General features: G+C 64.3%; 14 protein-coding genes. 10 read left to right on the top strand and 4 right to left on the bottom strand.

The window, feature by feature from the left end:
• The first annotated feature begins 84 nt into the window (after positions 1-84).
• From mmsA to ArtHe_RS01980, 8 genes are all read left to right on the top strand, one after another.
• Positions 85-1,656, top strand: a complete 1,572-nt coding sequence (gene mmsA, locus ArtHe_RS02015) for a multiple monosaccharide ABC transporter ATP-binding protein (protein ID WP_066298753.1) — start codon at positions 85-87, stop codon at positions 1,654-1,656.
• Positions 1,653-2,948, top strand: a complete 1,296-nt coding sequence (gene mmsB / locus ArtHe_RS02010) for a multiple monosaccharide ABC transporter permease (RefSeq protein ID WP_066298752.1) — start codon at positions 1,653-1,655, stop codon at positions 2,946-2,948. Before mmsA ends, mmsB begins: the two co-directional genes overlap by 4 nt.
• Before the next feature lie 57 nt (positions 2,949-3,005).
• Positions 3,006-4,088: a sugar-binding protein gene (locus ArtHe_RS02005; RefSeq protein ID WP_248318523.1), complete on the top strand. Its 1,083-nt coding sequence runs from the start codon at positions 3,006-3,008 to the stop codon at positions 4,086-4,088.
• Positions 4,089-4,238: 150 nt separating this feature from the next.
• On the top strand, positions 4,239-4,859 hold the full coding sequence (locus ArtHe_RS02000) for a helix-turn-helix domain-containing protein (protein ID WP_248318522.1): 621 nt from the start codon (positions 4,239-4,241) through the stop codon (positions 4,857-4,859).
• Entirely contained in the window at positions 4,856-6,115 is a 1,260-nt protein-coding gene (locus ArtHe_RS01995) for an MFS transporter (RefSeq protein ID WP_248318521.1), read from the top strand. Before ArtHe_RS02000 ends, ArtHe_RS01995 begins: the two co-directional genes overlap by 4 nt.
• Positions 6,116-6,209: 94 nt before the next feature.
• Complete coding sequence (locus ArtHe_RS01990) at positions 6,210-7,334, top strand: Gfo/Idh/MocA family oxidoreductase (protein WP_248318520.1); 1,125 nt, start codon at positions 6,210-6,212, stop codon at positions 7,332-7,334.
• Positions 7,335-7,435: 101 nt separating this feature from the next.
• Positions 7,436-8,944 carry an FtsX-like permease family protein gene (locus tag ArtHe_RS01985; RefSeq protein WP_248318519.1) on the top strand — a complete coding sequence of 503 codons (1,509 nt, stop codon included), beginning with the start codon at positions 7,436-7,438 and terminating at the stop codon, positions 8,942-8,944.
• A gap of 2 nt (positions 8,945-8,946) precedes the next feature.
• Positions 8,947-9,618, top strand: a complete 672-nt coding sequence (locus tag ArtHe_RS01980; RefSeq protein ID WP_248318518.1) for an ABC transporter ATP-binding protein — start codon at positions 8,947-8,949, stop codon at positions 9,616-9,618.
• Positions 9,619-9,797: 179 nt separating this feature from the next.
• Here ArtHe_RS01980 and ArtHe_RS01975 read toward each other — a convergent pair whose 3' ends face one another.
• Entirely contained in the window at positions 9,798-9,992 is a 195-nt protein-coding gene (locus tag ArtHe_RS01975) for a hypothetical protein (protein WP_066298736.1), read from the bottom strand.
• 168 nt (positions 9,993-10,160) lie between these two features.
• Here ArtHe_RS01975 and ArtHe_RS01970 point away from each other — a divergent pair, with 168 nt between their 5' ends.
• A complete protein-coding gene (locus tag ArtHe_RS01970; protein ID WP_248318517.1) occupies positions 10,161-11,630 on the top strand; it encodes a glutamate--cysteine ligase in 1,470 nt (489 codons plus the stop codon).
• A 237-nt stretch (positions 11,631-11,867) separates the two neighbouring features.
• A complete protein-coding gene (locus ArtHe_RS01965; protein ID WP_248318516.1) occupies positions 11,868-12,428 on the top strand; it encodes an Hsp20/alpha crystallin family protein in 561 nt (186 codons plus the stop codon).
• Between the two features lie 116 nt (positions 12,429-12,544).
• On the opposite strand, the gene ArtHe_RS01960 is transcribed toward ArtHe_RS01965, so the two are convergent.
• The 3 genes from ArtHe_RS01960 to ArtHe_RS01950 are packed head-to-tail and all read right to left on the bottom strand — an operon-like array spanning position 12,545 to position 15,026.
• Positions 12,545-13,309 (bottom strand): serine hydrolase, encoded by a 765-nt coding sequence (locus ArtHe_RS01960; protein ID WP_248318515.1) that lies wholly within the window; start codon positions 13,307-13,309, stop codon positions 12,545-12,547.
• Complete coding sequence (locus tag ArtHe_RS01955; protein ID WP_248318514.1) at positions 13,306-14,154, bottom strand: serine hydrolase; 849 nt, start codon at positions 14,152-14,154, stop codon at positions 13,306-13,308. The genes ArtHe_RS01960 and ArtHe_RS01955 overlap by 4 nt, the downstream gene beginning before the upstream one ends.
• Complete coding sequence (locus ArtHe_RS01950; RefSeq protein WP_282568706.1) at positions 14,151-15,026, bottom strand: LD-carboxypeptidase; 876 nt, start codon at positions 15,024-15,026, stop codon at positions 14,151-14,153. Before ArtHe_RS01950 ends, ArtHe_RS01955 begins: the two co-directional genes overlap by 4 nt.
• Positions 15,027-15,050: the final 24 nt, after the last annotated feature.

Below are 15,050 nucleotides of genomic sequence, written 5' to 3'. Positions count from 1 at the left end.
GGGAGGCATTAATGCGAGCAGCAATTGCAGCTCGGGCAACTGGGGCGCGGGGCGCCCGAAGCCCCTATGGCAGGGAATACACCAATGCCGGCTAGGCACACCATCCTGGAAATGCAGTCCATCACCAAGGAATTTCCCGGAGTCAAAGCCCTCTCAGAGGTTTCCATCACCGTCCAGGCCGGCGAAATCCACGCTATCTGCGGCGAAAACGGTGCGGGCAAATCAACCCTGATGAAGGTCCTTTCCGGGGTGTATCCCTACGGAACCTACAGCGGCGCCATCTTCTTCCAAGGCCGGGAAGTCCAGTTCAAGGACATCCGGAGTTCCGAAGCAGCCGGAATCGTGATCATCCATCAGGAACTCGCCCTCATCCCTGAACTTTCCATTGCGGAGAACATCTTCCTCGGAAACGAACCCAAACGCTTTGGCATTATCGACTGGGACCGGGCGAATCTCGAGGCCACCGAACTCATGGCACGGGTTGGCCTCAACGAGGATCCAACCACTCCGATCAAGGACATCGGCGTCGGCAAGCAGCAGCTCGTGGAGATTGCCAAGGCGCTGAGCAAGCGGGTCAAGCTGCTCATCCTGGATGAACCTACCGCGGCCTTGAACGAGTCGGACTCGCAGCACCTGCTCGACCTGATGGCCGGGCTGCGTTCCAAAGGGATTTCCTGCATCATGATTTCCCACAAGCTGAACGAAATTGAGCAGATCGCCGACTCGATCACCATCATCCGCGACGGCCGGTCCATCGAGACGATCGACGTCGCCAGGGACGGTGCCAACGAGGACCGGATCATCAAGGGCATGGTCGGACGTTCACTGGAATCCCGGTTCCCGGACCACACCCCCAAGATCGGTGAAGTCTTCTTCGAGGTCCGGGGCTGGACGGTGGGCCACCCGAGCGTCGCTGACCGTCTGGTCTGCAAGGGTTCCAATTTCCAGGTGCGCCGCGGGGAGATCGTCGGCTTCGCCGGCCTGATGGGTGCCGGACGAACCGAGCTGGCGCGTTCGGTCTTCGGGCGTTCCTACGGCAACTTCATCAGCGGGGAAATCATCAAGGATGGCGAGGCACTGACGCTCAGGTCGGTGAACCAGGCGATCCGCCACGGCCTGGCCTACGTCACCGAGGACCGCAAGAGCCTGGGCCTGAACCTGCTGGATGACATCAAGGCCACCACCGTGTCCGCTGACCTGCAGAAAATCACCAAAGGCGTGGTGGTGGACAGGGACCTGGAGTACCGGTACGCCGAGGAATACCGCAAGAGCCTGCGGACGAAGGCTCCCAGCGTGGACGAAGGTGTCGCCAAGCTCTCCGGCGGGAACCAGCAGAAAGTGGTCCTGGCGAAGTGGATGTTCACCGATCCTGACCTGCTGATCCTCGACGAACCGACCCGCGGCATCGACGTCGGTGCCAAATACGAGATCTACGGAATCATCCAGGAGCTGGCCAACCAGGGCAAGGGCGTGATCGTGATTTCCTCGGAGCTGCCCGAGCTGCTGGGTCTCTCCGACCGCATTTACACCATTTTCGAAGGTGCCATCACCGGAGAAGTCTCCAAGGCCAATGCCAGCCAGGAAACGCTGATGCGGCTGATGACCTCCGCCGGGAAAAAGACCACAGACTACGCCACTCAAGGACCCCTCTCATGAAAGCAGTCAAAGCGCTCCTGAGCGGCAACGGCCGCCAGTTCGGCATGATCTTCGCCCTCGTCGTCCTTATTGCCCTGTTCCAGTGGCTGACCGGCGGCAAGACCCTGACGCCCACGAACATGATCAACCTGTTCAACGGCAACTCCTACATCCTGATCCTCGCCGTCGGCATGGTCTTCGTGATCATCGCCGGGCACATCGACCTTTCCGTCGGCTCGGTCGCCGCCTTCACCGGCATCATCGTGGCCATGGCCATGCGGGACTGGGGGCTGCCCTGGTACGGCGGCATCCTCCTGGGCCTGCTCATCGGTGCCGCCATCGGCGCCTGGCAGGGAATGTGGGTTGCCTATGTCGGCATTCCGGCCTTCATCGTCACCCTGGCCGGCATGCTCATCTTCCGCGGTGCGAACCAGTGGGTCGGCAAGTCGAACACCGTTCCGGTCTCCTCGGACTTCCAGTTCATTGGCGCAGGCTACCTTCCGGAGGTTGGACCGAACACGGGCTTCAACAACCTGACCCTCCTGCTCGGCCTGCTCCTGGCCGCCGTCGTCGTAGTCGGTGAAATCCGGCGCCGCGCCAAGACCGCCAAGATCGGTTCGGCCAACCCGCCCGTCTGGGTCTCGGTGGTCAAGACCGGCCTGCTGGTCGCCGCCATCCTCTACGCGACGTACCTTTTCTCCACCGGCCGGCCCGGGACGTCCTTCCCCATCTCCGGAATCATCCTGTGTGCCCTGGTCATCTTCTACGTCTTCATCTCCACGAAGACAGTGATCGGACGCCACGTCTATGCGGTGGGCGGCAACCTGCATGCCGCCGAACTGTCCGGCGTGCAAAGCAAGAAGGTCAACTTCCTGGTCATGATGAACATGTCCATCCTCGCTTCGCTGGCAGGCATGATCTTCGTCGCCCGCTCCACGGCGTCCGGTCCGTTTGACGGAACCGGCTGGGAACTCGACGCCATTGCCGCCGTGTTCATCGGGGGCGCCGCAGTGTCCGGCGGCGTCGGCACCGTGGTTGGTTCCGTCGTCGGAGGCCTGGTTATGGCGGTCCTCAACAACGGGCTGCAGCTGCTGGGCATCGGCGCCGACCTCACCTCCATCATCAAGGGCCTCGTCCTGCTGGTCGCAGTCGCCCTCGATGTGTGGAACAAATCCCAGGGCAAGCCCTCAATCACCGGCCTGATGATGCGCAGCTTCGGCAGAAAACCGGACCAGCTTTCCGTACCGGCTCCGGTGAACCCGAAGCCCGAAATGCCCACCGGCACCAAGTCCACCATCGGAACGGACGCCTAAGTCCCCCTGAACCGCACCACCAAACCGCCCGCTCCACCCACCCAGAAAGAGAACACGATGCGTAAAATCGCAAAGTCATTTGCAGTTGTCGCCACGGTGGCAGCACTGTCGCTGTCAGCCTGCGGCCGTGCCGACGAGTCCGGGACCACTGACGCCGCCGGCTTCGAAGAGGGATCCGCCATTGGCGTTGCCCTGCCCCAGAAGACCTCGGAGAACTGGGTCCTTGCTGAAGGCCTGTTCAACGACGGCCTCACGGAAGCCGGTTACGAGCCGCAGGTCCAGTTCGCCAACGGCGGCGTGTCCGAGCAGCAGAACCAGATCAGCTCCATGATCACCAACGGCGTCAAGGTACTGGTGGTCGGTGCCATCGACGGCGCCCAGCTTGGCTCGCAGCTGCAGGAAGCCAAGGATGCCGGTATCACCGTCATTGCCTACGACCGGCTGCTGACCAACACCGAGAACGTCGACTACTACGTGGCCTACGACAACTTCAAGGTCGGCCAGCTGCAGGGCCAGGCGCTGCTGGACGGTATGAAGGCCAACAAGCCCGAAGGCCCGTACAACATTGAACTGTTCGCCGGATCCCCCGACGATGCCAACGCCCAGGTCTTCTTCGACGGCGCCATGGACGTGCTGCAGCCCGAAATTGAAGCCGGGAACCTGAACGTTGTCTCCGGCCAGGCCGACTTCAACCAGGCTGTCACGCAGGGCTGGAAGGCCGAGAACGCACAGAAGCGCATGGACACCCTGCTCTCCGGTTCCTACTCCGCCGAGGAGCTGGACGGTGTCCTCTCCCCCAACGACACGCTGGCCCGTGCCATCCTGACCTCCGTCTCCGCGGCCGGCAAGCCGGTTCCGGTTGTCACCGGGCAGGACTCCGAGGTTGAGTCGGTGAAGTCCATCATGGACGGCGTCCAGTACTCCACCATCAACAAGGACACCCGCGCCCTGGTGGACCACACCATTGAAATGGTGAAGGGGCTCGGGGCCGGGGAAGAGCTGGAAATCAACGACGACGAGTCCTACGAAAACGGCGTCAAGATTGTTCCGGCCTACCTGCTGGAACCGGTGATCGTTACCAAGGAAAACGCCGCCGAGGCGTACGCCAACGATCCCACGCTGGCCGCACTGGTCAAGTAAGGGTCTCTCGGGACACTGCCCGGGCCGCCTCATCGAAGGCAGCCCGGGCTTTTCCCTGTCTGGGCTGGCAATTTCCCGGTTTTCCCCGGTCCGGGAAATTAATTCTAAAGAAACCTTGCTAAAGGAGTCTTTAGCAAGCAGGATGGGCGCATGGCTCCGGAGACAGATTCGCCCGAACCCCGCCCGTCCGGCTCCGGACGCTCCGCTGAGATCTCCGATCCGGTCCGCATCCGGGCCCTGGCCCATCCGCTCCGCCTGGCCCTGCTGGACTATCTGGATAAGGTCCCGGAAGGCACAGCCACCCAGTGTGCTGCTGCGACCGGCGCGTCCGTGGCCAGCTGCTCCTACCATCTCCGGATCCTCGCGAAACACGGCTACATCGAGCAGGTCCAGCAGCCGGGACGGGAAAAACCCTGGCGGTCTCCGCAGCAGAGCCGCACCCATTCGGTTGACCCCGCGGTCCCCGGCTCACAGCACGCCCTGGCCGCACTGTCCGGCCTCCTGGTCACCCGGGAGTCGGAGCGGATCATGAACTGGGTACGGACCTCCAGCGACTTGGCCTCCGAAGACGTCGACGCAGCGTCGATCCTCAAGAGCACGTTCTACGCAACGCCGGCTGAGCTGAAAGCTCTCCGCGAAGACATCATGGACCTCCTGGACCAGCTGGCTCCCCGCCGCACCAACCCGGCGCTGCGGCCGCCCGGAAGCCGCGAAGTCCACTACTTCAGCGTGACCAACTTCGAGCCCGCCCCCTCCCCGGACGCGCCATGACGGGCCTGGCGGACACAGCCGGGGCCGGCACCAACCGCCAGGCCCTGGCCGTGCCGGCGTTCCGGCGCCTGTCCGCGGCGTGGGTCTTCTCCAATTTCGCCGACTCTGCCCTGTACCTCACGGCCGCTGTGTGGATGAAACACCTGACCGGCAGTGATGCCGCGGCCGGACTGGTGTTTGCCTGCCTGGGCCTGCCCGCCCTCCTTGCTCCGGTGACCGGCTGGCTCGCCGACCATCTCCCCCGGCGCGGACTGCTCGTCGCAGCCAACGCCGGCTCTGCCGCCGTCGTCCTGCCCCTGCTGCTGATCAGCGATGCCACCCTGGCCTGGCTGATCTATCCGGTGATGTTCCTGTACGGCACCGGCTCCTATCTCACCGCCGCCGCGCAGTCGGGACTGCTCAAGGACTTGCTGGAACCACGCCTGCTGGCTCCCGGCAACGGGCTGCTGACCAGCATCGACCAGGGCCTGCGGATCGTGTCCCCGCTGCTGGGTGCCGGGCTGTTTGCACTGTGGGGCATGGCGCCGATCGTTGTGCTGACCGTCTGCTGTTTCGCGGTGTCCGCGCTTGTCCTCGCGGGGCTTCCGGCCCCTGCTGTCCAGGCTGCCCCGGAAAGCCGGCCCGGGTTCTGGACGGAGTCGATGGCCGGTGCGGTGTTCCTGGCCCGTCACCGGGTGCTGCGCACCGCCACGCTGGCGATCGTGATCCTGGTCTGCGGCGCCGGAGCGCTGAACGTCACTGAATTCGCTGCCGTGGACCAGGGTGCCGGGCTGCCGCCGGAATTCATCAGCGTGCTCGCCAGCGTCCAGGGGGTGTTTGCGATCATTGGCGGGCTGTCCGCAGCGGCAGTTATCCGCCGGACCGGCCTTTCCGGATGCCTGTGGATCGGCATCGCGGTTTTCGCGGTTGGCATTCCGCTGCTGGCCACTGCCTCGGTTCCGCTGTTTTTCCTGGCGGTTGCCCTCGCCGGTACCGGCGTCTCCCTGGCCGTGGTCTCCTTCAACACGCTGCGCCAGTCTGAAACCCCTTCCTCGCTCCAGGGCCGCACCGCCGCCGCCACGCATGTGATGATCAATCTTCCCCAGGTAGCCTCCTCCGCGCTGGCAGCGGTGCTGATTTCCATCGTCGACTACCGGGCCCTAACCATCGCTGCATCGGTGATGTGCCTGGCGGCACTCCTGCCCCTGCTCGCCCGCCGCCGGCCCGCGCCGTCGGATCCGGACGCTCCGCAGGCGGCGGCAGACCCGGCAGTGTAGCCATCCGGGACTGGGCAGCAGCCACCCCGGACCATAAGGTAGTTCTATTCCCGAGACACTAGCTGGCCAAGCCACTTACCGAGAGCCGAGGACTATGAGCGCCCCGCAGTACATTCACACACCGCCGTGTGTCCTTCAAGGGGCGCCCAGCCCGGTCCAGGCCACCGGCCGCATCCTGAGGTGGGGCGTCGTGGCCACCGGACACATCGCGGGCCGGGTCACCGAAGACATCGCACGTCTGGAAGACGCTGTCCTGCAGGCCGTGAGCTCCCGGTCCCAGTCCACGGCAGTGGACTTTGCGGACCGGTTCGGGTTCGCTGCCAGCTATTACGACGACGAGGCCCGGGGGAAAGGCTACCGGCAGCTCTTTGACGATCCGGACGTCGACGTTGTCTACATCGCCTCTCCCCACGCCCAGCACTATGAGCTGGCCCGCGAAGCGCTCGAAGCCGGCAAGCACGTGCTGTGCGAAAAGTCGATCACCATCAACGCCGCCGAGATGGCGGACCTGATGGAGGTTGCCGCCCGCCGTGAGGTCTTCCTGATGGAAGCCGTCTGGACCCGGTTCCTCCCCTGCATCAACCGGCTGTGGGAAATCCTGGCCAGCGGCGAGCTGGGCACCATCAACTGGGTGCAGGCCGACCTTGGCTTCCCGGCACCCTATAACCCGGCAAACCGGCTGTGGGATCCTGCGGCCGGCGGCGGTGCGCTCCTGGACCTCGCGGTTTATCCCCTGACCCTCGCCGTCGGGGCCCTCGGCTTCCCGGAGCGTGTGCAGGCCACAGGATCGCTGAACAAGGACGGTGTGGACACCCAGAATGCCCTCACCCTGGGCTACGATTCCGGGGCGCTGGCGCAGCTGACGTCCTCCCTGCTTTCTTCCGGTCCCCGCACGGCCACGATCTCCGGGAGTGAGGGCTGGGTCCGCACCGGGGCGCCGCTGCACAATCCCGTGGAACTGCATATCCAGCAGCACCTGGGCGAGGCACGGGTTGAGCGCTTCCAGCAGGTAGGTAACGGCTACACCTACGAAGTCCGGGAAGTCACCCGCTGCATCCAGGAAGGGCTGCTCGAAAGCCCCACCATGCCGTGGTCCGATTCCCTTCGCACCATGCAGCTCTTTGACGAGGTCCGGGCGCAGCTTGGGGTCCGCTACCCCAACGACGACGCTCCGAGGCACTCACTGCACACGCTGAGTAAACTCCCAGGGTCCGCATAGTCCTGCCACAGCCCAACCCAGCGGCAGGCACAGCAACTCCGGGGACGCTGGTTTAGCCGCAGCTTGAATGCTGTGGCAGAACCAGCGTCCCCGGAGGAAAAATGAACATTCTCGCCCGCAGTATGGGCAACGCCTTTCGCAACCGAGTGCGGAGCGGCGCCGTCATCGTCATTCTTGCGGTGGCCATCGGCCTAGCCCTTTCCATGCTGGTCGCCCATCAGGCGGTTGCCGCGAAGGTCTCGGACCTCAAGAGCCAAATCGGCACGGAACTCACCGTCAATCCGGCGGGATCGCGGGGCTTTGAAGGCGGAGGCGAACCGCTCACCGACCAAGACCTGGCCACCGTCCAAGGTGCAGACCACATTTCTGCCGCGTCAGGCACCCTGGCCCTGCGCCTGTCCACGGTAGGCGATTCCACGGACAGCACCGATGCCGCGGATACCGGAGCCAGCCAGAACCAAATGGGCGGACCCGGAGGCAGGATGTCCACCGCGGGCTCCACCAGCCTGGAATCCGCTGTCGAAGCCGGCACCCTGGGTCAGCGGAATAACGGGGGGAGCTCCTCGGACAGCCCGCAGGCCATGCCCGCGTTCTCTCTCCCCATCACAGCCACCGGGATCAGCAGCGCCACGGACACCGGCGGCGACACCCTGACCCTGACCGATGGCTCCGCCATCGCTGATTACTCGGCCGGCTCCACGGAGGCCCTGCTGGGAACCGCGTTGGCAGAGAAGAACGGGCTGTCCGCGGGTTCCACCTTCGAAGCCCTGGGCCGCACGTTCACCGTCACGGGAGTGTTCGACGCCGGCACGGAGTTCGACAACAACACCCTCTACCTGCCGCTCGCCGCAGCGCAGGAGCTGAGCGGCCAGGCCGGGGAACTGAGCACTATTTCGGTGACAGTCGACAGCATGGAAAACGTCGAGCCGGTCCAGGCCGCCCTCCTCGAAGAACTCGGTTCCGACCGGGTGGATGTCACTGCCGGCTCCACCGGTCTGTCGGAAGCTGTCGATTCCCTCGCCAGCGTGCAGGCGATTTCACTCATCGGCTTCGTCGCCGCCCTGGTTACCGCCGCTCTGATCGTCCTGCTGATCATGATCATGGTGGTCCGTGAGCGCCGCCGGGAGATCGGTGTACTGAAGGCCATCGGCGCTTCGAACAAGACCATCGGACTGCAGTTCGTCCTCGAAGCCGTTGTCCTGGTGGTGCTCGGGGCCGTGGTTGGATCGGCCATCGCCATGGGAGCAAGCGGGCCAATCGCCGGGGCACTGGTGGACAGCAGCACCGATACCGGCACCACCGCTGCCGCCGCTGCGGTTCCCGGAGGCGGGCAGGCCGGCGGCGGACAGCTGCAGGCTCCACCGGAATCCGGCGGCCAGGCCATGGGCACTTCACCCGACGCCGGCTCCGGCGGACCGGGCGGCGGCTCCATGCGTGGAGGCCCCTTTGGCGAGACCGCAGACCTGATCGGAACCGTCACCACATCCGTGGGTCCGGCCACCATCGGACTGGGTGCGGCGGGCATCCTGTTCATCGCGGTTCTGGGTGCCCTGGTTCCGGCCCTGCTGACAGCACGCATCCGGCCGATCGAAGTCCTGCGAGGAGAATAACCATGCTTGAAGTAAAGAATGTCGTCAAGGAATTCAAGACCGGTGACAGCAGGATCAAGCCGGTTAACGGCGTCTCGTTCGCCCTTCCGCAGGGCACCTTTGCTGCGATCCTGGGCAAAAGCGGCAGCGGGAAATCCACCCTGCTCTCTATCCTGGGCGCCCTGGACAAAGCCACCAGCGGAGACGTGATCGTCAACGGCGTCAACATCTCTGCCCTGCCGGACGGGAAACTGACGGACTACCGGCGCAATGACATCGGTTTTGTGTTCCAGCAGTACAACCTGATTCCGAACCTGACGGCGCTGGAGAACGTTATGCTGCCCATGGAGTTCGCCGGCGTCCCGAAATCCGGCCGGATCGCCCGGGCCCGTGAACTGCTGAACGGCGTCGAGCTGACGGAGGAACTGCACGGGCGTAAGGCCAACCGGCTCTCCGGCGGGCAGCAGCAGCGGGTTTCCATAGCCCGTGCCCTGGCGAACCGGCCGCAGCTGATCCTGGCGGATGAGCCCACCGGCAACCTGGATGAGGAAACCGGTGAGCTGATCATCGAGCTCCTGCGGAACCTCTGCCGGCGGGAGAACACCACCATTCTGGTGGTCACCCACGACCAGGCCCTGGCCCGGAAAACCGACCGCCGGCTGCGGCTGCTCAAAGGCCAGATCGTCGAAGAGTAACCGCTGCCAACCAAGGGCAGGGGCACCCCGATCGGGTGCCCCTGCCCTTGGTTACTAAGCGGCGGTTCCTAGCGCCGGTATCTAATCGCCGGTATCTAATCGCCGGGTGCCTAAGCTCTGGGTTCCTAAGTGCCAGTATCTAATTGCCGGGTGCCCAAGCGCCGGCCAGGGATTCCGGGCTACCCGCCCAGGCCACCCAGGCCGCCGGAGAACTTACCGATCAGATCCTGCGGATTAACACCCAGCTTGCTGAGCAGGCCCGAATCCTTGTCAGTATCCACCTGGTCCGGCAACTCAGATTCCGCCTGGTCCGCCTGGTCGCTGCTGCCCTTGCTCTTCAGGAAATCGATAATCTGCTGCTTTCCGATCTGCATTTCTGTCTCCTTACCTGGGCTTGCGGGTGGGCCTGCGGCGCGCCCGTTTCTGGTTCCCCTTCAACGAGCCTAGGCACAGGCAGGCCCGGCACAACAGGCCCCCGGAGCTTTCCAGCCAAGCCCGCCGGCACGCTATACAACATCCCGCAGCCGTGGTTACCTTCATCCATGGGCGCAGAAGTCTCCTCCAAGTCCTTCAGCCGCGAGCAGCGGACCCGTTACCGTGCCCGCCTGCTGGAAAACCTGGACAGGTTTGCCGGTTTCCTGGGCACCGCTGAATTCGCCGACTCGGCAAGCATCGGCGTCGAGCTTGAACTCAACCTGACCAATGACGACTTCACACCAGCCCTGCGCAATGCGTCCGTGCTGGAACAAATTGCCGATCCGGCGTTCCAGACCGAGATGGGCGCCTTCAACATCGAGATGAATCATCCGGCGCTCTCGATCCGGGGCGCGGGCCTGCAGGAACTGGAAGCGAGCCTTCGGCGCCAGCTCAACCGGGCAGACGAGCTGGCAGCCAAGGCCGAAGCAAACATCCTCATGGTGGGCATTCTTCCAACACTCACCCCGGCCGTTCTCGACGGAGATGCCTGGATCAGTTCCGGGGCCCGGTATGCGGCCCTGAACACTTCCGTCCTCCAGGCGCGCGGTGAGGACGTGTACCTGTCGCTCACCGGGGTGGAAACGCTGTCCCGGTATGCTGCGAACATTGCTCCGGAGGCTGCCTGCACCTCCCTGCAGCTGCACCTGGAAGTCAGCCCTTCCGATTTTGCCCCCGCGTGGAACGCAGCCCAGCTGATCGCCGGACCTCAGGTGGCCCTGGCCGCCAACTCCCCCGTGTTTATGGAACGCATCCTGTGGCAGGAAACGCGCATCGAACTCTTCAAACAGGCCATCGACACCCGTCCGCCGGAAATGCGGAACCAGGGGGTCAGGCCCAGGGTCTGGTTCGGTGAACGGTGGATCACCTCGATGTTCGACCTCTTCGAGGAGAACGTCCGTTATTTTCCGGCTCTGCTGCCCGAGGTGTCCGCTGCGGGTTCGGGTTCCACCCAGTCCGGCGCCCCGCTGCTGCCGGAACTGCGCCTGCACAACGGCACCGTCTACCGGTGGAACCGGCCGATCTATGATCCCGGCACCGAGACACCCAACCTGCGGCTGGAAAACCGTGCCCTGCCGGCCGGGCCCACGGTCCTGGATGTTACCGCCAACGCGGCGTTTTTCTACGGTCTTGTCCATACGCTGCGGACAGCCGACCGTCCGCTCTGGACCAGAATGGCGTTCAAGACAGCCACGGACAATTTCCTGGCGTGCTCCCGCCTGGGGCTGGACGCCTCGGTCTACTGGCCGGGCATTGGTGACATTCCCGTGGCGGAACTCGTGGTGCGGCACCTCGTCCCCATGGCCGCGGACGGGCTGCGGGAACTTGGCGTGGACGAAGCCTGCATCGCACGCTACCTCGGCGTTATTGGGGAACGGGCGCGCAGCGAGCAGAACGGTGCCTCCTGGCAGATCGCGGTGCTGGGGAAGCTCGAGGCTGCAGGTTTCGGCCGGACCGCGGCCTTGTCCGAAATGACCCGGCGGTACTGGCACCACATGCACAGCAACGAGCCGGTGCATTTGTGGCCGCTGGACTAACCAGCGGCATCCGGTCTAGGCAGGAGCGCGGCGGGTGGCCAACACTGGAAGTAGCCGGCGGGAGTTACCTTGTGATCACTGGCACTCTCCATATGAGAGTGCTAATCTAATTCCACACTTGAGCGCAGTCGGCTCAAGTTGTCGACCCTTCGTTTATTCATTTCTGGTTGTTTGATTTCTATCAGTGACGAACACAGCTCACCGCCCCGGCGGGACGGTGAAAAGGAGTTGATGAGAATGGCGATGAAATTCGATCCCTTCCGCGAACTGGACCGGGTAGCAGGCGCTCTCCTGGATCCGCGGCAGAGGCTGCGGCTGATGCCGATCGACCTGTACCGCGAGGGCGACCACTACATCATGAACGCGGACCTGCCGGGAATCGATCCTGGATCCGTTGATGTGGATGTGGACGGCCAGCTTCTGACCATCCGTGCTGAGCGCACCATCCAGGCCCCGGAAGGCGCCACCTGGCTGACCCGGGAGCGTGAGTCCGGAAGTTTCCTGCGGCAGCTGAATCTTGGCCAGGGCATTGATATCGACGGTATTTCCGCCAAGTACGAAAACGGCGTGCTGAGCGTCTTTATCCCCGTCAGCGAGCGGGCTAAGCCCCGGAAGATTGAAGTCTCGGCCTCCTACAAGGACAGCGGAAACGTCATCCAGGGGGAAACTTCCTCCGCCTCGGTCGGTTCCTCCGCTGGTGCTGGCTCCTCCGGCGGCTCAGGTACGGGAGCAGGCACGTCTTCAGGTTCCGGAACCGGTTCGTCCCAGCAGGGATATTCAGACGGCGCCGGCATTTAGCTGACTGGACCTGACAGCACAGAGCCCGGTCCACTCGGACCGGGCTCTGTGCTGCTTGTACGTAGCGCACACTTCTGGGCCCAGCCCGGGATACCGGCCGAAAGAAACCGTTTGGTTCAGTTCAACAACACCGCGGCGAGCGCCCGGATGGCTTCCTTCGCAGGATCGGGGGCATAGCCCTCCGTGCACACCGCCAGGCACAAGGTCTCCCCGCCGGATTCCGCGGGGCCCACAAAGGATACATCGTGTTCGATCCCGTCCACCCAGCCTGATTTACTGCCCCAGTCCCGGCCAGGACCGAGCACATCCGCAATGACCGGATACTGCTGGTCCCGCAGCATACCGAGCAGCACCGCCGTCGTCTCCGGGCTGGCGGCCCGCCCCGAAACGACGGCGGCCATGGTGATGGCGAGCGCGCGCGGCGAGACGTCGTGGGAGAAGCCGGCCGCCCGGGCGGGATAGTCGCCGATCAAACGGTCCATACCGGCGTCTTCCGCTCCCACCCGGGCGAAGGCGGCGTTAACCGTATCCAGGCCCAGGAGCTCAGCCAGGATGTTGGTTGCCTCGTTTGAGGAGAAGGCGATCATCCGCCCGGCAAGATCCCGGAGAGTCACGGGTGTGCCCACTGATGGCATACCGTGGTCGACTTCACCAGGGACGAAGCCGAACTCGCCGGCGCCCGCAATCCGGCTGGAGAACCGGTGACGGCTTGGCAAATTCAGGTCCCAGGCCAGCAAACCGGTGTCAATCCGTTCCGCCAAGGCGAGGAGTACACCAAGCTTCACCGTGCTTGCCCCGTAAAACGAAGCATGATCACCGCGGGAGGCCAGGACCCTGCCGGTTGTGTCCGTGAGGCAGAATCCTATCCGGGGCCCGTTCATGGTTTGTCTCCTGACCCCGCTGGCACGCTGGCAATGAGCCCTGCCGGCAGCAGGGCCGAGGCTGTTACGGCACGAATAATCTCCTGCGCGTGCTCCGGTGCGTAGCCCCTGGTACATACGGCCAGGGTGTAAACGTCCTGGAGGCCGCCTCCGTTGGGACGGAAGAAGGCAACGTCGTGCTCGATCCCCGTCACGCTGCCTGACTTGCTCCCCCAGTCCAGCTTCATGCCCCCAGCCCCCTGGACCGCCAGTAGCTCCGCCGCGATGACAAGGTGCCGTTGCCCACGCAGGTAGTCACGCATGGCTTCCCCGGTGGGGCCCTCCCTCGTCGCCGCCGCGCGCATCAGCAGGGTGAGGTCCGAGGCGGTGGTTACGTTCGTAAATCCGGCGGCCAAGGCAGCATAGTCTCCGAATAACCGGCCCATTCCGGAGTTGGAGGCCCCGGACCTGCCTATGGCGGCGTCAACTGTGTCCAGGCCGACAAGGGCTGCTGCCATATTGGTCGCTTCGTTGGAGGAGACCTCGATCATCCGGCGCAACACATCGTCCAGGCACATGAGGGTGCCCGGGACCATCGCTTCGTCGACTTCTTCAGGATCGAAGTCATAGGTTCCGGCACCCCTGATGCGGCTGGAAAACGTCCGGGTGGCGGTTAGCGGCTGGGAAAGGTCCAGCCGTCCGGCGGCGACTTGTTCCATTGCCGCCAGGAGCACACCCACCTTTATCGTGCTGGCGGAATAGACAGGTTCATCTTCCCGGAGCCCCAGGAGAATTTTCCCGGCTGGATCCCGCAGGCAGCAGGAGATGAACGGCTTACCGTCGCTGTAAGCGGAGACCACGCTCATCCGCGGGATCCCTGCAGGGTCAATACAGCTTCCTGACCCGCGTGCAGTTCAGCCCGCACTCCCAGCGGGATGCTGCGGGCCTGTGGACCGTGCCCAAGGGGAAATCCGGAGGCCAGGGGGATACCGAGGGGCGAGAGTACTTCGTCCAGGAGATCGAGGACAGCCGTAAGTTCGCCGCATTCAACCCAGGTTCCCAGTACGATTCCGGCTGCACCCTCGAAATACCCGGAACGGAGCAGGATGTGGAGCAGGGCATCAATCCGGTATGGCTCCTCGGTGACGTCTTCGAGGAGGACGATTTTTCCCTCGGCCCGCTTCCGCGTTCGTCCACGCGTACCGGTGGTCATGGCAAGAAGGCTGAGGTTTCCGCCGGTGAGTTCTCCCGTGGCCCTGCCAGCGACCATGGTTCGGGCCCCGGGACCGGCTTGGTACACACCCGGGTGGGTCCCGAAAACCGCGCTGTGCAGGTCTTCAGCCGCGATGTCATCCCCGAGGACGGCATCGGTTCCGATCATGGGGCTGAACCAGGTAGCCAATCCCAGTTGCTCAGACCAGAACTCGTGCAGGGCTGTGACATCGGAGGAGCCGAAGAGCGCCTTGGGCGCAGCCGCCCGCAGCTTGTCCGTGTCCAGTAAATCCAGGATCCGCACCGCGCCGTACCCGCCCCGGGCACAGAAGACCGCCTTGAGCGTGTCATCGCACCAGGCGTCCTGCAGGTCGGCGGCGCGTTCGGCGTCGGTACCGGCCAGGTAGCCGGCCCGTGGATGAACGGCCCCGGCGTTGGGACCGGGTACAGGCACCAGATCCCAGCTTTGCAGCAGCTCCATCGCCTGTCTGAGCCGTTCCGCGGAGGCCGGCCCTGACGGGCACACAATTCCTACTCGGTCGCCGGGCTG

It is taken from the genome of Arthrobacter sp. Helios, assembly GCF_023167125.1.
Lineage (GTDB): Bacteria > Actinomycetota > Actinomycetes > Actinomycetales > Micrococcaceae > Arthrobacter_B > Arthrobacter_B luteolus.
This window is presented reverse-complemented; position numbering and strand designations above follow the sequence as displayed.